The 23,295-nt window shown below is 59.6% G+C and carries 9 protein-coding genes; 7 read left to right on the plus strand and 2 right to left on the minus strand.

From position 1 onward, the window contains the following. From EIY71_RS01080 to EIY71_RS01100, 5 genes are read left to right on the plus strand one after another with little or no spacing between them, the layout of a single operon-like run. Complete coding sequence (locus tag EIY71_RS01080) at positions 1-11,307, plus strand: VCBS domain-containing protein (RefSeq protein WP_134020027.1); 11,307 nt, start codon at positions 1-3, stop codon at positions 11,305-11,307. A 51-nt stretch (positions 11,308-11,358) separates the two neighbouring features. Further along, positions 11,359-12,897, plus strand: a complete 1,539-nt coding sequence (locus EIY71_RS01085) for a TolC family protein (protein ID WP_085745671.1) — start codon at positions 11,359-11,361, stop codon at positions 12,895-12,897. Then, complete coding sequence (locus EIY71_RS01090) at positions 12,878-13,651, plus strand: efflux RND transporter periplasmic adaptor subunit (protein WP_085745670.1); 774 nt, start codon at positions 12,878-12,880, stop codon at positions 13,649-13,651. Before EIY71_RS01085 ends, EIY71_RS01090 begins: the two co-directional genes overlap by 20 nt. Continuing rightward, positions 13,648-14,994, plus strand: coding sequence for an efflux RND transporter periplasmic adaptor subunit (locus EIY71_RS01095; RefSeq protein WP_178083774.1), 1,347 nt, complete (start codon positions 13,648-13,650; stop codon positions 14,992-14,994). The genes EIY71_RS01090 and EIY71_RS01095 overlap by 4 nt, the downstream gene beginning before the upstream one ends. Then, the gene (locus tag EIY71_RS01100) at positions 14,994-17,090 is read left to right on the plus strand and encodes an HlyD family efflux transporter periplasmic adaptor subunit (RefSeq protein ID WP_134020030.1); all 2,097 of its coding nucleotides are present in this window, start codon (positions 14,994-14,996) and stop codon (positions 17,088-17,090) included. The genes EIY71_RS01095 and EIY71_RS01100 overlap by 1 nt, the downstream gene beginning before the upstream one ends. 9 nt (positions 17,091-17,099) lie before the next feature. Here the strand turns inward: EIY71_RS01100 and aspT are convergent, their stop codons facing one another. After that, positions 17,100-18,791 carry an aspartate-alanine antiporter gene (gene aspT / locus EIY71_RS01105; RefSeq protein ID WP_085745668.1) on the minus strand — a complete coding sequence of 564 codons (1,692 nt, stop codon included), beginning with the start codon at positions 18,789-18,791 and terminating at the stop codon, positions 17,100-17,102. A gap of 21 nt (positions 18,792-18,812) precedes the next feature. After that, positions 18,813-20,423: a mechanosensitive ion channel family protein gene (locus EIY71_RS01110; protein WP_085745667.1), complete on the minus strand. Its 1,611-nt coding sequence runs from the start codon at positions 20,421-20,423 to the stop codon at positions 18,813-18,815. Positions 20,424-20,663: 240 nt separating this feature from the next. Here EIY71_RS01110 and EIY71_RS01115 point away from each other — a divergent pair, with 240 nt between their 5' ends. Then, complete coding sequence (locus tag EIY71_RS01115) at positions 20,664-21,455, plus strand: transporter (protein WP_256578347.1); 792 nt, start codon at positions 20,664-20,666, stop codon at positions 21,453-21,455. 204 nt (positions 21,456-21,659) lie between these two features. Further along, positions 21,660-23,234 (plus strand): arylsulfatase, encoded by a 1,575-nt coding sequence (locus tag EIY71_RS01120; RefSeq protein WP_085745665.1) that lies wholly within the window; start codon positions 21,660-21,662, stop codon positions 23,232-23,234. Positions 23,235-23,295: the final 61 nt, after the last annotated feature.

Consider the following 23,295-nt stretch of genomic DNA (forward strand, 5'->3'; position numbering starts at 1 on the left):
ATGAATGGTTCACGGGGTGTATTTTACGGCGCACACCTGCGTCCGCAGCGTCAGTCGTTGGCTTTGGAGCCAAGGATCCTGTTCGATGGTGCTGCAGCCTCAGCGACGGTCGAGCAGCATCACACTGATCCTGCCGCCCAGCCGGCTGCGGTAGAGGCTCAAGTCCCTCACGCAACGCCCACTGAAGGCCGGGCCGATACCGAGCAAGCACCGTCTGCAGCGCGCAGTTTGTTGGTGATCGACAGCCGCATTGAAAATAGGGATCAACTGGTCGCGCAGTTGCCGGACAATGTCACAGCGATTGTGGTGAATGTCGGCGAAGACGGTCTGGCGGCGATCTCTGCGGCATTGGCACAACTGGGCAAGGTCGATTCGATCCAGATCATGTCCCATGGCGGCGCCGGACAATTCACCTTGGGTAACCGCACCGTCACCTCAGACAACATCGACTCGCTGGGCAAGACCCTCGAACAGTGGCGTAACAATCTGACCCAAGGTGCGGACATTCAGCTCTATGGTTGCGATGTGGGCGCCGGTGCGGCCGGGCAAACCCTGGTCAGCGAGCTGGCGCGCTGGACTGGCGCCGATGTCGGCGCCTCCAGCAACGACACCGGCAGCAGCAAGTCCGGCGGTGACTGGACCCTGGAAACCCGGGTTGGTGACCTCGATAAGAGCATTGCTATCAGCAGCCTCGCCATGGCCCATTTCGACGGCTTGCTGGCCGATGCGGCACCGACCGCCACGGTGTCCACGGGTGGCAGCGATGTGCTGCTCGGTGACCGCTTCACTTTTACCGTGAACTTCAGCAACACCTCGACCCAGGTGGGTTACGCGCCATTCATCAATCTGGCGATACCGGTCACCGGCAAGGATGGCGACGACGGCATCAATTTCATTTCAGCCACCTACCTGGGGCAAAACCTGATCAGTCACGTGGTGACGTTCGACGCCAACGGCAACGCTACGCATCCCTTGGCGAAAGACGCCAATGGCAACCTCCTGATCATCAACGCTGCCACCTACGGCATGCGCGCCGGCGACAAACTGGTGGTGATCGAGTTGCCCTTCGCCAGCGTCACCAACCAGCAGCCGGTGATCGGTGTGCAGGTTACCGCCAGCTTGAGCAATCTTGCCGACACGGCGTTTTCCAACGGTTCGCCTGACCTGACCATTCGCGCCAGTGGCGGCTTCGAATTCGGTAATGACGCGCTGGACAACCCGACCAATGATCCGAGCCTGATCCAGGCCGGCACCGCTGCCTTCGTCGTGCACCCGACGGTGATCACCGTCAGCGAAACCATCAATACTCCAGAAGGTGAAACTGCCACCGGCCCCAACTATGTGCGGACGCTAACCCTGTCGGCGACGCCCGCGCCCGGCCAGACGCTGACCAACGTCGTCGTTACTCAGCCCCTGCCAGACAATATTCAGGTCAACTCGATTACCCCCGGCGCTGGAGGCCGGCTGACCTCGATCACACTGCACGACGGCACTGTGGTGACCAATGCGGCGCAAATCGCTGTGCTGATTGCGGCCAACGACGTTTATATCAATTCGTTCACCGTCGAGTACGCCAGCCTTTCTGGCAAGACCGACACCGTGGTTGCGTTCTACGTCCCTGAAGTCGACGCCAACGGCCAGCCCGTGATCAACCCGGTGACCGGTGACGCCGTGACCGTAACGCTTGGCCCGCCGACCGCTTCCGGGCAATGGGTGCCACTGGATCCGCGCGACCTCACCGCGCCGAACACCACCATTGATTTCAGCGGCACCGGCCAAGGCACGCAATTCATCGCCAAATCGATCACGCTGCTGAAAACCGCGACGATGCAGACCGACATCGGCCACAGCGGCATCAGCCCCGGCGACACCCTGCAATACACCCTGAACCTGGCAATTTCCGACTACTTTGCCTTCGGCAAGGACTTTTTCAATGAGGGCCAACTGGTCATCCGCGACCAGCTCAGCGATGGTCAGATCTTCAGCGGCACGCCGACCCTGACGGTGACCATCAACGGCGTCGCGCAGACCATTACTCTGGTCGCCAGCGTGGTGAACAACGCCGATGGCAGCACGTCAATGGTGTTCGACATTGCCCAGTCGCTGCGTAATGCATTCAACAACATTCGCGGCTGGCTCAACGGTGACCTGGCCTTTGACGACACGTTGCAGGGCGCCGTGGTTGCGGTGTTGAGCTATTCCGCCGTCGTCGGCCAGACCTACAAGCCGCCTTCAGGCAACCCGCATCCGGACATCAACGAAGGTGACGAACTGGGCAACACCGCTACCGTGGACGGCACGCTATTGGTCGATCGTTTCAACCTGACGGGCGAGAGTGAAACCGACGGCTCCGCCACCACCAGCGTCATTCCCACCAGCAATGTCGATATCAGTCTGGTCGAGGTCAATAACGGCGCACCGCCGGGCAACGGAGAACTGCGCCCCGGCGATGAAGTGACCTTCGAGCTGAGTTACGACCTGGTCACCGGCGATTACGAGCAGTTTAAACTCACCGCGTACCTGCCGCTGCCGTTATTCAACGTCAGCGCGATTACCTGGGGCTCGGGCAGTGATGTCGGCCAATGGGAGCTGGGCGCAGGCAATACCAATGCCGGTGGCGTGGTCAGCGTCACCAGCGCCGACGGCAATTCGGTGGTGTTCGATTTCGGCAGCTTTGCCACCAACACCACCACCGGCAGCCGCATCGTTATTCGCTTCACGGTCAGGGTCGGGGACCAGCCGTTTGCCGACCAGCGTTCGCTTGACGTCCTCGCGCAATCGAGCCAGCAGACCACCCTCACCGACCGCACGCTGATTTCCTCTGACGTCGTTGCGATCGTGTCGGTCGCCGAACCGGTGCTCAATATCAAGCACGGCGTGGTGTCCGGCTCCAACGGCACGGTGACCGGTACTTCCGGTAGCTGGAATCCACCAGGGACCGCGGGCAAACCGTTCAACGGCAGTGTCACCGACCTCTCGGCAGTCGACGGCAACATCAGCAATATCGACGGCGCCGACCGTTTGCGTCTGGTCACGGCCATTGAGAACAGCGGTGGTGGCGGCGCGTTTGACGTCAGCACCAGCATCACCCTGCCCTCTGGCTTGAGCTTCGTCGGTGGCAGTCTGGCGGCGGCCAACCTGCAGATTTATCGCGGCGACGGCACCTTGTTGGTGCTCGGTACCGACTACAGCGTCAGCGGCAATCAGATCACCTTCCTTGACGCCGGCGGCCAAGCCAGTCTGTTGGCAGGGCGCAGCGGTACGGCAGCCGATACCAGCGGTGCCAACGTTGTGATAATCAGTTATGACGTAGTGGTCAGTGCGACGATCGAGGCCAGCCGTAGCCTGCAATCCACCGCCACTCTGAGCAATTACGCCAGCGTCAACGGCGGCAGCGATTTCACCCCCACCGACCTCACAGACCTGGCCAGCCAGCAGATTGCCGCGCCGGTCATTAGCAAGGTCTTTGCCGACGGTACACTGGACAATGGCGACTCCAGCGCCAGTCACACCAACGGCAGCGATCTGGTGGTCGGCGAAAGCATGCGCTACGACATCGTGATCACCTTGCCCGAAGGGACCACACAAAACCTGCGCATCGAAGACCTGATGCCGCCGGGGATGCGTCTGGACACCAGTTTCAACGGTGGCCTCGGCTATCAGATCATCACCACCCGCGCCGGCAGTGGCGCTCTCGGCGCGGATTTCGCTGGAAGCGTACTGGTCAGCGGTTTCGCCGGGATTGGCGGCGCACTGGGGGGCGACGGTGTGGATGGGCGTTGGACCTTCAGCGTCTCGAGCGTGTCAGCGGACAACCAGACCGGTAACAACACCTTCGTGATTCGTCTGCAACTGGTGGCCAGCAACGTCATTGCCAACCAGGCCAACGTCTCACTGCAGAACAACGCACAACTGATTTTCAGTGACCCGGATGGTGACACGCCAAACGGTACCGTCGCGCTGGACCGCAACGTTGCCCTGAGCGGCGGTCAGCCCACCGTGACCCTGCGCGAACCGATACTGCAGATCAATCAGGTCATCACCTCGACTTCGGGTCTGGGCGGTTATGACCAGGGCGATACGGTGACTTTCAATATCACCCTTAGCAACGGCAACGGCAGCACCGACTTCAGTGCGTTCGACATCACTTTCCTCGACACCCTGCCGACCCAACTCAGCAACGTCACGCTGGTCGGCGTGCTGTATCAGAACGGTGCGACCAACAACGGCGGTGTTGCCTTCGAAATCGTCGGCGGCCAGTTGCGCACCGCCAGCGGCGCCAATATCGATATTGCCAAGGGCGGCAGCATCGTTTTGCAGCTTAGCGGCATCGTCAACGCCAGCGCTGCGGCCCTGTCGAATATTGCCAACGTGGCGAGCGTGCAATGGACCAGCCTCGACGGTGGCAATAGTGGCGAACGAACCGGCGTCGACGGCGCGCTCAATGGCGGCACCCTCAATGATTACCGCAACCTGTCGACTCTGCTGATTCCCGTGGCGCAGGCCATTCAGATCTCCCGTGTCGGCGGTTTGCCAGACACCGCCGCGCCCTCGCCTACCACCGCTGCCATCGAACAGGTGACCGTCGGCGAAGTGATTCGCTACCGCGTGGTGGTGCTGGTGCCAGAAGGCAACAACCCCAACTATCAAGTGCAGATCACCCTGGCCAACGGCTTGCAGTTCATCTCGCCGGACGCGCTGGTCAATGCCTTGCGCATCGCGTTCATCTCCAACGGAGGGCTGATCAGTGATGCCAACCTGATCGTCGGTGGCACGCTGAACATCGACGGCAACGAAAACAGCCCCGAAGCCCTGCCGATCACCGCCGACCTGTCAGGTCTGGCGCCGCAAGGCATTTTCGACTCGAGCCGGCTGTCCGTCGTCACCAACCCCGATGGCACCCAGGTAGTGACTTTCAATCTCGGTAACGTGGTCAACGGAAATGGAAACGACGATGATCTGGAAGGCATCTCGATCGAATTCAACGTGCGCGTAACCAACATCGCCGCCAACATTGCCGGCGCGCAACTGGCGGTGACTGCAAGGGAAATCGTCAACGGTGCCGGGCGTGCGGTCAGTGACACGGTGTTCGAACGTGTGGTCGAGCCGAACTTCAGCGGCCTCGACAAGCAGATCGTCGCGTTCAACCCCAATCCCGCCGGCAGTACCGGCAACGCCACCGTGCAACTGAGCTTTATCCAGAATGGCGGTCTGCCGGCGTTCGATGCGCGCGTCAGCGACGGCTTTGCCGGCGGCAGCAATTACACCTTGCTCAGCGTCAGCATCAACGGCGTCAGTTACGGCCCGGGCAACCTGCCGGCGGGGATCAGCTTCAGCACCAGCGGCGGTTTGAGCGTCAACTTCGATCAATTGGATGTCGGCGCGCAGATTCAGGTGCGCTATTCGGTCGATCTGCCGAACTCGAGCATTGTCGCCAGCAGCAATGCGACATTGACCTGGAGCAGCCTGCCTGAAGACTTCACCAGTTGGGGCGGCAACAGCGTCGGGGTCGATGGCACCACCACCGGTGAACGCGATGGCAGCGCCGTCGGCCCGAACCAGTACATTTTGCGCGACACCGCCGGTCTCGGCGTGATCACCGGCACCCTGTGGAACGACACTACCAGTCCAACTGCCAGCGCTACGCCAGACGGCCCCGGTCTGGCCGGGCAAACCGTGACCCTGACCTGGGCCGGGGCCGACGGACGCCTCGACACCAGCGCCGACAACCTGCAATTCAGCACCACGACCGATGCCAACGGTCAGTACCACTTCGGCGTCTTGCCGCTGGGCGTGTTTCGTATTGACGTGCCGGCGGGGCTGGTCAGTTATCCGCAACCGGTGGGTGATCTGCGCGTACGGGTTGACAGTGATGCCGGCACCCTTGGCCAGATCACTATCACGTTGGGCGACGCCGATACGCAAAGCGCCAATGCCGGTTACGTCGAACAGAACGACGCCCCGGTCAACACCCTCCCCGGCACACAAAATGGCCAGGAAGATGTGGTGCTGGCTATCGGCGGTATCAGCGTCGCTGATCCTGATGCCAACCGTGATCCGAACGTCAACGACCGCGCCATCAGCGTTATTCTCACGGTCACTCACGGGACACTGTTCCTCGGCGCGACCGTGCCGGGTGTCACGGTCAGCGGGTCTAATACCGCGAGCATGACCCTGACCGGCAACCTCGCCGACATCAACACCGCGCTCGCTAGCCTGCGTTATCTGGGCAATACCGACTTCAATGGCACCGACACCCTGACCGTGCTGACCAACGATCGTGGCAACTACGGCGATGCCGACGGCGACGGTCTCCCGGGTACGGCCGGAGATGCGCTGACGGACACTGACAGCCTGCAAATCATCCTCGACGCGGTGAATGACAACCCAGTGGGTGTCAACGACAGCGCCACGGCGTTGGAGGCTGGCGGCACCAACAACGCCTCCGCCGGTATCGACCCACGCGGCAATGTGCTGAGCAACGACACCGACGTTGACATCGCCACCAACGCCGATCAACTGCATGTGGTGTCGGTCGGCCCTGGCGCCGGCATTCAGACGCCAGTACTCGGCGTCACCGTGATCAATGGCCTGTACGGTCAGTTGGTGATTGGCAGCAACGGCTCTTATCAATATGTCGTCGATAACAACAACGCAACCGTGCAGGCCTTGCGCGTGTCGGGCCAGACCTTGCAGGACAACTTCAATTACGTCCTCGCGGACCTTGCCGGGGCGACTTCGACAGCAACACTGACCGTCACCCTTCAAGGTGCCAACGACACGCCGCAGGGTATTGACGATGACGAAGTGGCCATCGAGGCCGGTGGGGTCAACAACGGCACGCCGGGCAGCGATGCCACCGGTAATGTGTTGAGTAATGATCAGGACGTCGACAGCGCGGCCAACGGGGAAACCCGCACCGTGACCGGTATCCGAGCGGTCGCCGAAGCCGGCGCCGGCAATTTCACTGCCGTCAGCGGCGCAACGGCCATTGCCGGGCTCTACGGCACCTTGACCATAAATCCCGATGGCACCTACAGCTATGTGGTCAACAACAGCAATGCAACAGTTCAGCGGCTCAGCGCCGGTCAACAATTGGTCGAGTTCTTCAGCTATCGCCTGACCGATACCGGCGGTCTGGATGATGTCGCGCAATTGCGCATCGTCATCCAGGGCGCCAACGACAACCCGGTGGCCAGCGATGATGCGGCGTCAGCACAAGCCGCGTCGACTAATGGCAACGCCTCGGAAAGCAATCCGAGCGGCAACGTGATTCAGTTCCCCAGCCGCCCCGGGCCAATCACCCAACCCGGTGGCAATGGTGTCGATCAGGACGTCGACACCAATGACCAGCCGAGCAGCCAATTGCAGGTCAATGGTGTAATCAACAAAAGCGAAGCCAGTTACAACCCGGCCGTCGACGTGCTCAGTGGCGTGGCCACCGGTACCACCTCAGCCAACGGCACCGTGGTGGTCGGCCTCTACGGCACCTTGCGCATCGGCGCAGATGGCTCGTTTTTCTATGACGTCGATAGCACCAATTCGGCGGTCCAGGCCTTGGCGCCGGGGCAGACTTTGACCGAGTTTTTCACTTACCGCGTGACCGACACCACCGGCCTGACCGACACCGCGCAACTGGTGATTACCGTGCACGGCGTCAACGATCCACCGGTGGCGCAAAACGTCGTCGCTATCGCCACTGAAGCCGGCGGGATCAACAACCTGACGCCGGGCGTCAATCCTTCGGGCGACGTCACGGCCAATGACACCGATCCCGATGGCGACCCTTTGACAGTCACGCTGATCAAGTCCGGAGCGAGCGGCGATCCGGGAACACCGATCGCGGTAAATGTCGGCGGTACGGTGATTGCCGGACTGTATGGCACGCTGACGATTTTCCCCGACGGCAGTTATGTCTATGAGGTCGACAACAGCAACCCTGACGTTCAGGCCCTGCGCCGCAGCGTGGATCTGCTTTCCGAGCGTTTCACCTACACCGTCAGCGATGGCGTCGGCGCCACTCCAGAAACCGACACCGCGGAAATCATCGTGCTGATTCGCGGGCAGAACGACAACCCACGGGCCAACGACGACTCAGGCGTGGCCATTGAGGCCGGTGGTTTGAACAACAGCCAGCCCGGTCAGGATCCTGCTGGTAACGTGCTGGATAACGACAGCGACGTCGACGGCGGCGAAGTACCCGGCGACCTGCCCAATTACGATTATGGTGAAACCCGCGCTGTGTCCTCGGTGCGCACCGGTACAGAGTCCGGCACCGGAACTGCCGGCACTTTGGGCACTGAGCTGCGCGGTACATACGGCTGGCTGACACTGAATGCCGACGGCAGCTACAGCTATCGCCTCGACAACAGCATGGCCGCCGTGCAGGCCTTGCGCGCCGGCGATACGTTGCTCGATGCGTTCAGCTACGAGGTGATCGACGCCGCCGGCGCAAGCGATCGCGCGACGCTGAACATCACGATTCAGGGGCGCAATGACACCCCGATCGCCCAGAACGACAGCAACACTGCTGTTGAGGCCGGAGGCTTGAACAACACTACGCCGGGTACTGATCCGACCGGCAATGTGTTGAGCAATGACAGCGATGTCGACGGCAACGGCGAAGTGCTTAGTGTCATCGGCGTCAGTCAGGGCTCGTCGGTGGGCCTGATCGGTAGCGGTTTCAATGGCACCTATGGCGTTCTAACCCTGAATGCCGATGGCAGTTACAGCTACGTGGTCGACAACCTCAATCCGCAGGTCCAGGCACTGCGCAGCAATGCCGACACCCTCACGGAAACCTTTACCTATCGGATCCGCGACCTGGCCGGCGCCACCAGCAGCGCGACGCTGACCATCACCGTGCGCGGGGCCAACGACAATCCGATCGCCAGTGACGACAGCGCGGTGGCGGTCGAGGCCGGTGGAACGTTCAACGGCACGCCCGGGGTCAATCCAAGCGGAAATGTGCTGAACAACGACAACGATGTCGATGCCAACGACGCCAAACTGGTCACCGGTATCCGCACGGGCAACGAAGCGGCGGGTGGCGCCTTTATCAACGTCGTCGGCGCGCAAACCTTCAACGGTTTGTACGGCACCCTCACCCTCAATACCGACGGCACTTACAACTACGTGGTCAATAACAACCTCGCGGCAGTGCAGGCGCTGAAGCTCGGCGATTCGCTGGTGGAAACCTTCACCTACCGCCTGCGCGACATCGCCGGGGCCACCGACACCGCGCAACTGAGCATCCGAATCGACGGTGCCTGGGATGCGCCGGTCGCGGCCAACGATACCGTCCTGGCCGTGGCAGATAACGGCAAGGGCAACGGCGTCAACCCTAGCGGCAACGTGCTGCCCAATGACACCGACGTTGACCAGGGGGACAGCAAGACGGTCACCGGCATTCGTTTCGGCACGGAAGACGCTGGCGGCAGTCTGACCGGGGTCACGGCCGGTACCGACAACAGCAACGGCACACTGATCAATGGCCTTTACGGGCAATTGATCATCGGCGCCGATGGCAGCTTCACCTACAACCTCGACTCGAGCAATCCCGCGGTTCAGGCCCTCGGCCCGCTGCAATTTCTCAACGAGCGCTTCACCTATCAGGTCAGCGACCGTGGCGGGCAAAACGATCTGGCGGAAATCCACATCATCATTCGTGGACGCAACCTGGCGCCGGTGGCCAATGGCGACACGGCCACCGCCATCGAAGCCGGTGGCACCAACAACGATCAACCCGGACTCAACCCCGGCGGCAATGTGCTGGACAACGATACCGACGCGGAGAGTGATCCGCTGTCGGTGATCGGCATTCACACAGGCACCGTCAGCGACATCGGTACAGTGGGCAGCGTCGGCACGTCGTTGCGCGGCTTGTATGGCGACCTGCTGATCAACGCCGACGGCAGCTACACTTACACTGTCGACAACAATCTGGCCGCCGTCCAGGCCTTGCGCCAGAGCGGCCAGACCCTGAATGAAGTATTCACCTACACCATCGTCGACCGCTGGGGCGCCACCAGCACCGCCGAATTGCGCATCACTGTCGACGGTCGCAACGACACCCCGGTCGCCACTGATGACAGCGCCACGGCGGTTGAAGCCGGGGGTGTCAACAACGGCACGCCGGGCAGCAACGCCAATGGCAACGTGCTGGACAACGACAACGACGTCGACAGCGTCGTCAATGGCGAAAGCAAACAGGTGCAAAGCGTCAGCAATCAGGCCGGTCAGTCAGCAGGTGCCGGGCAAATGCTGATCGGCCTCTATGGGCAACTGACACTGAATGCCGATGGCACCTACACCTACGTTATCGACAACAATAATCCCGTGGTGCAGGCGTTGCGCACGGCAGGTGAAACCCTCAGCGAAACCTTCACCTATCGCATGGTCGACACTGCCGGCGCGACTTCGGATGCGCGGCTGACCGTGGTTATTCAAGGCGCCAATGACGCACCGCTGGCGCAGAACGACAGCGGTTTTGCCAGCGACCAGTCTCCTGCCCCGCAAACCACCGGTAACGTGTTGCCCAATGACCGCGACGTTGACGGCAACGACATCCTGGTGGTGGTCGGGATCCGCACCGGCGCCGAGGCGGGTTCAGGGACTGCGGGTGTGATCGGCCAGCCGATCATTGGCCTCTACGGCACGCTGGTATTGAACGCCGACGGCAGCTACACCTACACCATCGATCAGAACAACCCGGCGGTGCTGGCCGCCGCCGGTCTCGGGCAGATCCTGCGGGACGTGTTCACCTACACCATCAATGACCGTAACGGCGCCAGCGATCAGGCTGAACTGACGATCACCCTCGACATCGCTACGCCGTTCATTCCGGCGCCGGGTGGCAACAACTTCGAGCGCGACCCGAACACCCTCAACCGCAACTTCCTCATCCCCGATCCACAACCGGCGGTTTTCGTCACGCCAGTGGTTGAGCGTGAGGCGCAAATCTCCGAGCTGTCAGCCTGGGGCGTCGATGGCAGCAACCTGCGTCTGGCAGCGGTCGGTGAGTTCACCAGTGAGTCGGTGGGCAATGGGCTGGGGCTGGTGCCGGGGCAATTCGTCCAGCAAGCGGTGCGTACCAGTCGCCTGGAAAGCGAACTGGATCTTCTGTGGATTCAGGGGCGTCAAGGCCGTACCGGGTTGAGTGCCGATGGGCTGTTGAGCGATCCGTCGTTGTTCACCTTGAACCCGGCGGATATGACGCACAGTGCGGCACACGCTGAAAATCAACAGGAAAAACCACGGGCCAAGGGCTTCAGCGCGCAATTGCGTGATGCAGCGCAGCGGCGCTAGCCGCAATAACGCCGCTGAACTGAAAAATTCCAAGAATGCAAAGGAATGAACATGCGTATACATGCGACCCGGCTTCTCATTACCGCCATCGCTTCTGCACTGTTGCTCAGTGCTTGCTCTTCAACGGAGCCCAAACCCTCCACCGATGAAGAAAACCGCCAGCGCATCATCGCTGACCAGTCACGCATGTATTCAGGCCAAGAGCCGGTAACCACGCCGATCACCTTTTACGAAGCGGCGGCGCGGGCGCTGAAATACAACCTGGACTACCGCCTCAAACTCATGGAAAGCGCATTGGCTTCAGACCTGCGCGATGTCTCCAGCCATGAAATGCTCCCGCGGCTGGTCGCCTCGGCCGGGTATGCCGGACGTGATAACGATTCCGGTGGCACCTCGATCGGCATCGAAGACCGCCAGGTCAGCTTGCGCCCATCGACTTCGGAAGAACGTTATCGTGAAGTCTATGGCCTGGGTTTGAGTTGGAGCCTTCTGGATTTCGGTGTTGCCTATTACCGCACACAACAGAAATCCGATCAGATCCTGATGGCTGAAGAACGCCGGCGCAAAGTCGCGCAGAACGTTCTGCAGGACGTACGCAACGCCTATTGGCGCGCACTCGGCGCCCAGCGTTTGATGCCGGAAGTCGACAAACTTCTGATGCGCACCCATACCGCCCTGACCTCGGCCCGCGAAGCCGAAACCCGTGGTTTGCTGCCGCGCCAGGAAATCCTCGCCTATCAACGCGCCCTTCTCGACTCGATCTATCTGCTGACCGTGCGCCGCCAGGATCTGGAATTCGCCCAGGCCGAGCTGTCGGCGCTGATGTCGCTGCCCCCTGGCTCGAAAATGATCCTCGCCGACATGCCCGATCCACCGCTGCCAGAAGTTCGCCAGAGCATGGCGCGGCTGGAACAGTTGTCGCTGGAAAACCGCCCGGAAATCATGGAAGAGTGGTATCGCAAACGCGTTAACCAAAAGGATCTGGAAATTGCCAAGGCGCAGCTGTGGCCCAACGTCAGCGTCGATTTTGGCTACAAGTACGACTCCAACAAGTACCTTTACAACAACGACTGGATGAGTACCGGTCTCCAAGTGTCGATGAACCTCATTCGGCTGCTGCAATTGCCGTCGTTGAACGCCGCAGAAAAATCTCAGAACGAAACCGACGACACCCGCCGAGTGGCGCTGTCGATGGCAATTCTCACGCAGGTGCGCGTCGGCACCTTGCGCTATCAACTGGCTCGTCAGGAAGTCGAGTTTGCCGAAGACAGCCTGCGCGTCGATCGCAGCCTGCTCGACTACGCACAAGCGGCGAAAACCGGCGCTTTGGGCTCGGAACTGGAAGTAATCCGCTCTGAAGGCCGTTATCTGCTCTCGCGTTATCAGCGTGAAGCGGCGTTCTCCAGTGCTCAAGCTGCATGGGGGCGGATGTACAACTCGGTTGGCCTCGACGTATTGCCCAAGGAAATCTCGCAACACGACATCAAGACACTGGCCCGGGAAATCCAACGCACCTTGAATGAACAAGAACAACAACGTCTGCTCGCTGCCACTTCGCAAGGATCGCCGAATGCGCAAAATCGCCCTTGAGGCCCGTTTTGGGGCCCTGTTGTTGGCCAGTCTCATCCTGTCCGTCCACGCTCAAGACAATGCGCAAGCCCCGGCGCTGGAAAGTGCCAGTGCGATTCGTGTACTGCTTGCCGCCGAACTGGAAACCACCCTGTCCAGCCAAATGGCCGGCACATTGGGCGAATTGAAAGCCGGTTTCGGTGAACCGGTCGCCAAGGCCGAATTGCTCGCACGCTTCAATTGCAACGAGGCCGAAGCGCGCGCGAAAGTTGCAGCGGCAGAACTGGCCATGGCCAAACAAAACCTTCAGGCCAAACAGCAATTGCGCCAGCTCAACGCGGTGGGCGATATCGAAGTTTCGATGGCCAACACCGAAGTGCAGAAGGCCGATGGCGCGCGGGCCATGGGCGCGGCTCAAAGCAGTTACTGCCAAGTGCTTGCGCCGTTTTCCGGACGTGTGGCCAAGGTTTACGTGAAACCGTATCAAACCGTCACGGCGGGCACGCCGCTGTTCGATCTGGTGAGCGATGGTGCCCTGAAAGTGCGCCTGAACGTGCCGTCCAATCTGCTCAAAGACCTCAAACCCGGCTTGCCGCTGCAAGTCAGCATCCACGAAACCGGCAAGACCTACCCGGCCCATGTCAGCGGTATCAACTCTCGGGTCGATGCGGTGGCGCAAACCGTCGAACTGGAAGCTCGGCTCGACAACAAGTACCCCGACCTGATGGCTGGCATGAGCGGCACCGCGCATTTCGACCAAGACGCACGCCCATGACGATGAATGAGCCGCTGCCGCACCCTCACCTGCTGCTCGAACTCGACGCGCTGCGAGACAAAGCCATGGCCGCCGACTCGCTGAACAACCTGGCGTTCAGCATGGCCAACGATCTCTACCCGCTGCTGCAGTTTCATCAGGCCCTGGTATTCGCCCAGCGCGAATCCTCACTGGAATTGCTCAATGTCTCGGGCTTGTCACGGCCCAGTGAGGATTCGCCGTATCTGGTCTGGCTGCGCCGCGCCAGTCGCTGGGTCGCGGCGCGGGTGCCAGACGCCGAGCCGGTATGGATCGCTCAGGACAGCGCCAATCCACCAGCAGACATTGCCGAAGGCTGGAACGAATGGTGGCCGTCAGGGCTGTGGTGCGTGCCGGTGCAGGATCGTGACAATCAACGATTGGGCCTGTTGATCATCTTGCTGGAGCAGGAACCGCCGGCCGTGTTGTGGCAACACCTCAAAGGGTTGGTGGCGACGTGGGCGTATTGCTGGTCGGCGCTGACCCGGCGCAAGCGTTTCAGTCGCTGGCGGCCGAATCGCAAGCAACTGCTGCTGGTAGCGATTGTGCTCGCTGCACTGCTGTTGTTGCCGGTGCGGCAAACGGCATTGGCACCGACGGAAATCGTCTCGCGGCAGGCGCAGATCATCAGCTCGCCGATTGATGGCGTGATCGAAAAGATTCAGGTGCGTCCGAATCAACCCGTCGATGCCGGGACAGCGCTGTTCTCGCTGGATGAAACCACCCTTCGCAGCCGCGCCGAAGTGCTCGGCAAGGAAGTCGCGGTCGCCGATGCAGAGTTGCAGGCGGCCAGCCAACGGGCGTTCGACAACCCGCAAAGCAAGAGTGAGCTAACGTTGTTGACCGGTCGCGCTCAGCAACGGCGGGCGGAACTGGCGGCGGTGCAGGCGCAACTGAAACGTACGCAAGTGCTGTCTCCTCGCGGCGGTGTCGCCGTGTTCAGCGACCCCAACGACTGGCTGGGCAAACCGGTGGTGACTGGCGAACGCATCATGCAAGTGGCCGACCCGACGCAACCGGCAATGCTCCTTCAATTGGCCGTCGCCGATGCGATCGCTTTGGAACCGGGCGCCGAGGTCACCTTGTTCCTCACCGCGTACCCGCTGACGCCGCTCAAGGGGCAGATCCTCGAAACCAGTTATCAGGCGCGGCCCAGCGACGAAGGTGTGGTCGCTTATCGCCTGCTCGCCAGCATCGACGGCGCACCGGAACATGCGCGACTCGGCCTGCACGGCACGGCGAAAATCTACGGCGGGCGGGTGATGCTCGGTTATTACCTGCTGCGCCGACCGCTGGCGACGCTACGTGCCTGGAGTGGCTGGTAATGCTCGATCCGGCCGATCTGCCCGTGCCGCCCCTGCGCGAAGACTTGCGCCTGAGCGAAGCGGCCCATGGCAGCAATGGCGAACCGGCGTGGGTGATTCAGGACACGGTGATCAACCGCTTCTACCGGATTGGCTGGCTGGAATTCGAATGCCTGCTGCGCTGGGGCCAGTCGCCACGCAAAATCAGCGAGCAGATCGCTGAGGACACTGCGCTGAAACCGGATGTCGAACAGGTGCTCGACTTCCGCCAGTTTCTCGAACAACACCAGTTGTTGCGCGCCGGCCCTGCCGCGCTGGAGCGGCTGAAGAGTAAAAGCGGAGAAGGCGGTTGGCTGACGTGGCGCTGGTGGTTGCACCACTACCTGTTTTTCCGCATCCCGCTGCTGCGCCCGCAACGACCGTTGCAATACCTGGCGCGGATGCTGGGTTGGCTGTTTCATCCACTGACCGGGATTACGGTGCTGAGCCTGAGCCTGCTCGGGATCATCTTGGTGTTGCAGCAGTGGGACGTGTTCACCAGTGCCGTGGTCGAGTCGTTTTCCACCGAAGGCTTGTTCAGTTTTGCCCTGGCGCTGATCGTCGCGAAAACCCTGCATGAACTCGGCCATGCCCTGGTCGCCACGCGCCTGGGGCTGCGCGTCGGACACATGGGCATAGCGTTTGTGGTGATGTGGCCGATGCTCTACACCGACACCGGCGAGAGCTGGAAACTCAGTCGCTCGCGGCAACGCCTGGCGATTGCTTCGGCGGGGATTATTACCGAACTGTCGCTGGCCGGGTTGTCGACCCTGGGTTGGGCGTTGTGCGATCCCGGCGCGTTGCGCAATGCCCTGCTGTATCTGGCGACCACCAGCTGGCTGCTGTCACTGGCGCTGAATGCCAGTCCGTTCATGCGTTTCGACGGTTACTTCATCCTCTCCGACCTGCTGGATTTTCCCAACCTGCACGAACGCGCCTCAGCGCTTGCGCGGGTGACGCTGCGGCGCAATCTGCTGGGTTTGCAGGAAGATTGGCCAGAGACATTTCCGACCGGTCAGCGACGTTTGCTGGTGACCTTCGCGATCATTACCTGGCTGTATCGGCTGATGCTGTTTCTGGGGATAGCGCTGGCGGTCTATCTTTTTTTCTTCAAGATTTTGGGGATTTTCCTGTTCATGGTCGAACTGTCGTGGTTTATCGCGATGCCGGTAATGCGCGAGCTGGGTCATTGGTGGAAAAACCGCACGGTGATTCCGAACCGCCGCAAAGTGGCGTTTTATACCGTGCTGCTGACGATTCTGGTCGTTCTGGCGATCCCCTGGCGTACGCAGATCGATGCGGTCGGCGTGGCCCGTGCCGAACACCAGTTGCGTGTGTATGCGCCCTATCCGGCACGCCTGCAATCGATTCACCCGGACGCCCCGGTCAAGGCCGGGGAAACCCTGATCACCCTTGATGAGCCGGACATCGCCTCGCGTCTGCAAACCAGCGAAGCGAGCGCTCGTAGCTACGAGGCTCGGCTGTCTGGGCTGATCGCCGACCCCGGTGGTCTTGCTGAAGACGCCGTGACCCGCCAGCGCCTCAACGTGCAATTCGAAGAGGCCCGCGCCGCCCGCTCGGAAATCTCCCGGCTGAACTTGCAGGCACCGTTTGCCGGCGTGTGGCTGGACGTCAATCCAGACTGGAAGCCGGGGCAATGGATCGGTAGGCAGGAGCCGCTGGGCATGCTGATCGATCCGCGCAGTTGGCAGGTCGACGCGTATGTTGCACAGGATCAGGTACACCGCATATCCACCGGTGATCACGTGCGCTTTTACCCGGACGGCCAGACCACGCCGCGATTCGGTCGTGTCATGCAGATCGGCAGCACCCGTGCCAGTCAGTTGGCGCACCGAATGCTGTCTTCACGCTTCGGCGGCCCGGTGCCGACGACCAATGCCGAACACTCGCTGATTCCCAGCAGTGCGCTGTTTCAGGTGTTGATTCAACTGGACGAGCCAGTGCCGAATCTGCGCGAGACACGGGGGCATTTGAAGATCGAGGGCAAACGGCGCAGTTTGCTGGGCGACGGTGCGACCCATGTGCTGGCGGTGTTGCTGCGCGAAAGTGGTTTCTGACTTGTTCTGTTAGCCGACGGCGACAAACACGATAATCGGCCCGCACACCGCCAATAGCACATTGGAAATCGCGTAGCACACCGTGAAGCCAATCACCGGCGTGTTGCTGCCGGACTGCTCGATGATCTTGTTCATCGACGCCGCTTCGGTCTGTGCCCCGGCCAGCGCGCCAAACAGAATCATTGGGTGCAGGCGCAGCACGTAACGGCCGAAATACAGCGCCACCAGCGGCGGTAAAATCGTCACCACCGCGCCGGACAACAATAACGCCAAGCCTTGCTCTTTCATCGCAGCAAACGCCGCCGGCCCGGCGAGCAAACCCACCACTGCGCCGAACGCAGTCAGACCGAACTCGGAAAAAGCCCATTGCGCCGCTGGCGGCAGTGCACCGATTTCCGGGTGGCGCGAGTTATACCAGCCAATCACCAGAGCAGCGACCAGCACACCGCCACCAATGCCCAGCTCCACCGGGATCATGCCGATGTGGGTCGACAACAATCCCAACAGCGAGCCGAGTACCATTCCCAGAGTGTGCATAGCGATGTCGCTTTTGTAATTGTTCTTTCGGATGCGCCCGAGACGTTTGGCCAACGCTTCGACACTCGAGGTGCGACCGGTCAACGTAAGCACGTCACCCCGGCGTAGTACCGTGTTGGGCAGCAACGGCAGTTCGTACCCCTGTCGCGTGATAGTATTGAGGAAACACCCTAGTCGCCCATCAATGCCCAACCGGGCTCTGGCTTGATGAATGGTTGTGTCGGCGAATTCAGCCGAGGTCAGTACGATGTCCACTTCGCGGGTCGGAAAAGACAAGGATTCAGGGTGATCGATCTCCGGACCAACCCAATGGCTGAGCGTGCCGACCGCGTCGCGCAAGGCATACACGCCAAGGACATCGCCGGCCATGAGGACGAAATTTTCATCGCGCTCGATGATCTGTCCTGCCCGCACCACGCGCTCGACGGTCAATGAGTCATGCAACTTCTCAAAATCAACGATGCGCTGGCCATCCGCTTGGCCATTGCTCGCCACCTGGTGAGCCCGAACGACGATGCGGGTGTAGGGCACGGTGATCGCCTCCTCTTCCTTGGCGATGCCCAGTTCCAGCTCCAGTTCGCGCGCCGATTCGCGCAGGTTCACCCCGAGTAGCTTGGGCGCAATGCTGCCGACAAACACGATCAAACCAATAGTGCCGAACAGGTAAGTAATGGCGTAGGCAATGGCCATGTGACTGTTGAGTTGCGCCTTGGCAGCGGCATCAATCGTCAATTGGTTGATTGCGCTAGTCGCTGTGCCCATGATCGCCGTGTCGGTCAGCGCGCCAGCACCAAGTCCTGCAGTAAACCCGGCGTCGAAATCGAACACCGCATACATCAGCAGAATTGCACCCAGGGCGGTGGCACACAGCACCACCGATAGCAGTACCAGTTTCATCGTGCCGCGATTAAGGCTGCCGAAAAACTCCGGACCACTCTTGAAGCCGACGGCGTAGATGAACATCACGAAAAACACCGATTTCAGCCCCGCCGGCACTTCCAGACCAATTTGCCCAATCAACAGACCCATCAGCAACGCACCAGCCACGGAACCGAGGTGAAAACTGCCGATGTGAATCCGGCCGACAAACACGCCCAGGGCAATCGCGAGGAACACGGCGATCTCCGGATCAGTGCGTAGCGCGTGCAGAATGAAATCGAGCATGTCGCGGACTCCTTGCAACGGTCACTGATTCTTCGGTGGTTGCGCCGGTGCGGTGTACCACTGGTCCTTCGGCACCCACTTCTCTTGTTGCGGATCGCCCAGATAGTGCGGCGACATGATCTGCACGCTGTACTCGTTGAACACATCCTGAATATTTGCGTGCAGCATACTGAGCAGCTCGGCACGCGGACGCGGCTGGCTGGGAATCGCCTGAGCGACGAGCCGGTACTCTGGATAAAAATCGGACAAGGCCGTCTGGAAAACTTGTGGGGGGGGATTTTCAACTACACCGGGCGTGCGTCTCGCAGCCTCCAGCAACATGCCTTCCACCTGGCGCCAAGGTGTGTCGTACCCGATGGTTACCACGGTATCTACCACATACCCTGGACCCTGGACGGTACGTGAGTAGTTTTTTGTTACAGCACCGGTGATCATCGAATTCGGTAAGGTGAGTACTTCTCCAAGACCAGTGCGAATACTGGTAGTAAACATGCCAAGCTCGGTCACCGTACCTTCATATTCGCCAATCCTCACGAACTCGCCGGGTCGCAGGGTGCGCGTATAGGTCAGGATCAGTCCAGCTGCCGCCTGACCGACTACGCTAGTCGCGCCCAAAGAAATCATCAGACCGATCAGCACGGACAGTCCTTTAAACGCGTCGGTACCGGCCCCGGGTAAATACGGATAGGCCATTGCCAATGCGAATAGCCAAATCGCCAGTGAGGTGAGTCGCTGGGTCGGGTGCAGGGTCTCGTGGTTCAGCCAGCTGAATGTTCCTGGTGTCGCCATGCGTCTGAGCACACGCCGACTGAAAACAGTTGCTCCTCGAGCCATGAAAAAGATTGCCAAGGCAATCACAAGTCCAGGAACCGCGTCGATGATGGCCTGAAGCAAATAGCTCGCGACCTCAACCAGGTAACTGTTGAGGCTTTCGCCCCAAGGGCGGGTGTAGGGAAAGCGTGACAGGACAAAACCCAGCCACTCGTAAGTCAGCAGCAGGATCACCAGCCAGCGCACGAGCCAAAACAGTCGATTGACCAGCGAATACAGGTAATTGGCATCAACTAACTGAATGCGACCTACCCGCAGCGCTTGTGTATGGCGATGCATCAACTCGGGTAATTTGCGCAGCAATTTCTTGCGCAGCCAGGCAATTCCCCAGAGCAACACGAAGTAAATGCCTGTAGCAATCGCTACTGCGCCAAGCGACCGCACCATAAGTTTCAGACTACGGGCTTCGCCAGTTTCCGCGACAACCTGACGCAATTTCTCGGCAGCGGCCTCTGCTGCCAATTGCACCGAGGGGTACTGGAGATTGTCGACGTCTTTGGGTGAAACGATGAACGCGCGCTTGGTCCCCAGCAATATCAGGTAACTGTCCTGAATAGAGTCAATGCTGACTGCAAGATCGTCGGCTTCTTCCAATGCTTCGCTGATCACTGCTTTTGCGCGCTTGACTCGAGACGTTGGTGCCTCCCCAAGCAATGTAGCGCGAAAGACCATGATACTGCGGTTCGCAACCTTGAGTTCAACAGCCTGCTCAGCCGACGCGCCATTCTCATCAGCCCAAACGAGCGCAGACCAGACGACGCTGAAAACGATCATCATCAGCACAGAAAACCGGTTCTGCATGCGTCTGTTCCTTAGGCATCAGGCATGAGTTCGTGAACTACAAAACGCAGCGTAGTTCAGCGATGAACGGTTGTCAGATATGAACACCCAGCTTTTTTCGCACATTTGGTGCCCACAAATATGCGGTCATGACGACGAATCGGAATTCGCCCACTACGCTGGCTGGGGTAAACGCGTTGATGCAAATTTGCCGGTTGGTTACATACAAGGAAGATCATCATGTCCAGGCCGAGTCTACTGATGTTGCCGCTGACCTTGGCGTTACTGCACAGCGGTTTGATCTTTGCAGAAGATTCCGCCGAACTTGCCAAACAAGCACTCAACCCCGTCGCCGCAATGTACAGCCTGCCCGTGCAATACAACTGGGATCAAAAGATAGGTCCCACCGGCAAAGGAATGCAAAGCGTCACCAACATTCAACCGGTGCTACCGTTTACCCTGAACGAAAACTGGAACCTGATTTCCCGAACCATCCTGCCAGTGATCGACCAACATGGTCTTGCTGCAGGTGGCGCAGCCGACAAGTCCGGCGTGGGTGACATTACCCAGAGCTTTTTCTTTTCCCCAAAAAAATCCACCGACAGCGGCTGGATACTCGGCGCGGGCCCTGCTCTGCTGATTCCAACCGGTAGTGATGAACTGCTGAGCAGCAAGCAATGGGCGGCCGGGCCTACGATCGTAGCGCTCAAGCAAGCCAATGGCTGGACGCATGGAGTCCTCGCCAACCACCTATGGGGGCTAGAAGGTAGCCCGCCAGATGACAAGGACAAGGTCAATCAAACTTTCCTGCAACCGTTCCTTTCCTACACCACGAGCCAATTCACGACGTATGGCATTAATGGCGAGTCCACCTATAACTGGCGGCAAAAAGAATGGTCGGTTCCGATCAATCTTACGGTTACTCAATTGTTGAAAATCGGTGGCCACCCGCTGACAGTCCAGGCCGGGCCACGTTACTGGGTCGATAGTTCCGAAGACGGTCCTGAGGGGTGGGGATTTCGCGCGGCAATCACCTTTTTATTTCCGCGTTGACTATTGTTTTGTGCCGCTTATCCCAAAAGCGAGGCTCAAGATCGGGCAAATATCCAGTGCTGGACTATCGTCCTTATGGTTGTCGAATTGTGCTGTTCATTTCTGGACCCAGCTGAACTTACGCACCGCATTCGCAGCATAAACAGGACCGCATCTGACATAAAAGTCGCATTTGTGCGACCCACCGGCCAAGGAGCCAGTCTTATGACTAGCGTACGCAAGTGGTTACCCAAATTCGCCATCGTGGCGACCTCGCTCATTACGTTGTCTACAGCCGTTTCAGCCGCCGATAAACCTAACATCCTCGTAATTTTTGGCGATGACGTTGGGCAGACCAACATCAGTGCTTATTCCCATGGAGTCGTGGGCTATAAGACGCCAAACATCGACCGGATTGCCAAAGAAGGCATGATGTTCACTGACTACTATGCGGAGAACAGTTGCACCGCCGGGCGTTCGACATTCATCACCGGTCAATCACCACTGCGTACCGGACTTTCCAAAGTTGGTATGCCGGGTGTTCCAGTCGGGCTGCAAGCAAGGGACGTCACGATCGCTCAAGCGCTGAAAGCAAAGGGTTATGCGACTGGACAATTTGGCAAGAACCATTTGGGCGACAAGGACGAATACCTTCCCACCAACCATGGCTTCGATGAGTTCTTCGGCAACCTCTACCACCTCAATGCCGAAGAAGAGCCCGAGCGCGAACTGTGGCCAAAAGACGATGCGGCCTTCGTCAAGGCTGCCTCTCCTCGTGGCGTAATCCACAGCTTTGCCGACGGCAAGATCGAAGATACCGGGCCGTTGAACAAAAAGCGTATGGAAACCATCGATGACGAGACCACTCAGGCCGCCATCAACTTCATGGACAAACAAGCGAAGGCCGATAAACCGTTTTTCGTCTGGATGAACACCACGCGTATGCACGCATTCACCCATGTGCGTGAGTCGATGAGGGGCCAAAGTGGCATGCCGGGCAATGAGTACGCTGACGGCATGCTGGAACACGATGGTGATGTAGGCAAGCTGCTTAAAGCAGTTGATGATCTGAAAATTGCCGACAACACGATCGTGGTCTACACCACTGACAACGGCCCGAACCAATGGTCTTGGCCGGACGCTGCAACGACTCCGTTCCGTAACGAGAAAAACTCTAACTGGGAGGGTGCATACCGCGTGCCGGCGATTGTGCGCTGGCCTGGAAAAATCAAGGCCGACACGGTTTCTACTCAGATGATGTCCGGCTTGGACTGGTTTCCGACATTGCTTGCCGCAACGGGCGATACCGATATCAAGGAACGCCTGCTGAAGGGGGCTGACGTCGGTGGAAAGAACTTCAAGGTTCATCTGGACGGCTACAACCAGCTTGATTTTCTGACCGGTAAAACTGACAAGAGCGCACGGAACGACTTCTACTACTTCAGTGATGATGGTGATTTGGTAGCCATGCGTTACGACAACTGGAAGTTCGTCTTCTGTGAACAACGTGCACCGGGTGGATTCAAAGTGTGGAGCGAACCTTTCACCTGCCTGCGCGTACCTAAAATTTTCAATCTGCGCATGGACCCTTACGAGCGCGCCGACGTTGTCTCCGATCAGTACTACGACTGGGTAGCGAAGAACGATTTCCTGATCTTTCAGGGCATCAGTAAAGCCGCAGCTTTCCTGCAGACCTTCGTAGATTATCCGCCAAGCCAACGCCCTGCCAGTTTCAGTATCGATCAGGTCAGGGCTGACGTAGACAAGAAAATCGAGGAGAAAATGAAACAGCAAAAATAATAAAAGCTGCCTTCCAAGCGTCCGCCTGATGGCGGACGTTTTGGTTTCTGGACCGAGTAGC

Source organism: Pseudomonas sp. CH235 (assembly GCF_004368175.1).
GTDB lineage: Bacteria > Pseudomonadota > Gammaproteobacteria > Pseudomonadales > Pseudomonadaceae > Aquipseudomonas > Aquipseudomonas paraglycinae.

What these genes read in the sequence shown, in the direction of transcription:
- EIY71_RS01080 (WP_134020027.1), top strand. Translation starts at nt 1, where the DNA reads ATGAATGGTTCACGGGGTGTATTTTACGGCGCACACCTGCGTCCGCAG.
- EIY71_RS01085 (WP_085745671.1), top strand. Translation starts at nt 11,359, where the DNA reads ATGCGTATACATGCGACCCGGCTTCTCATTACCGCCATCGCTTCTGCA.
- EIY71_RS01090 (WP_085745670.1), top strand. Translation starts at nt 12,878, where the DNA reads ATGCGCAAAATCGCCCTTGAGGCCCGTTTTGGGGCCCTGTTGTTGGCC.
- EIY71_RS01095 (WP_178083774.1), top strand. Translation starts at nt 13,648, where the DNA reads ATGACGATGAATGAGCCGCTGCCGCACCCTCACCTGCTGCTCGAACTC.
- EIY71_RS01100 (WP_134020030.1), top strand. Translation starts at nt 14,994, where the DNA reads ATGCTCGATCCGGCCGATCTGCCCGTGCCGCCCCTGCGCGAAGACTTG.
- aspT (WP_085745668.1), bottom strand. Translation starts at nt 18,791, where the DNA reads ATGCTCGATTTCATTCTGCACGCGCTACGCACTGATCCGGAGATCGCC.
- EIY71_RS01110 (WP_085745667.1), bottom strand. Translation starts at nt 20,423, where the DNA reads ATGCAGAACCGGTTTTCTGTGCTGATGATGATCGTTTTCAGCGTCGTC.
- EIY71_RS01115 (WP_256578347.1), top strand. Translation starts at nt 20,664, where the DNA reads ATGTTGCCGCTGACCTTGGCGTTACTGCACAGCGGTTTGATCTTTGCA.
- EIY71_RS01120 (WP_085745665.1), top strand. Translation starts at nt 21,660, where the DNA reads ATGACTAGCGTACGCAAGTGGTTACCCAAATTCGCCATCGTGGCGACC.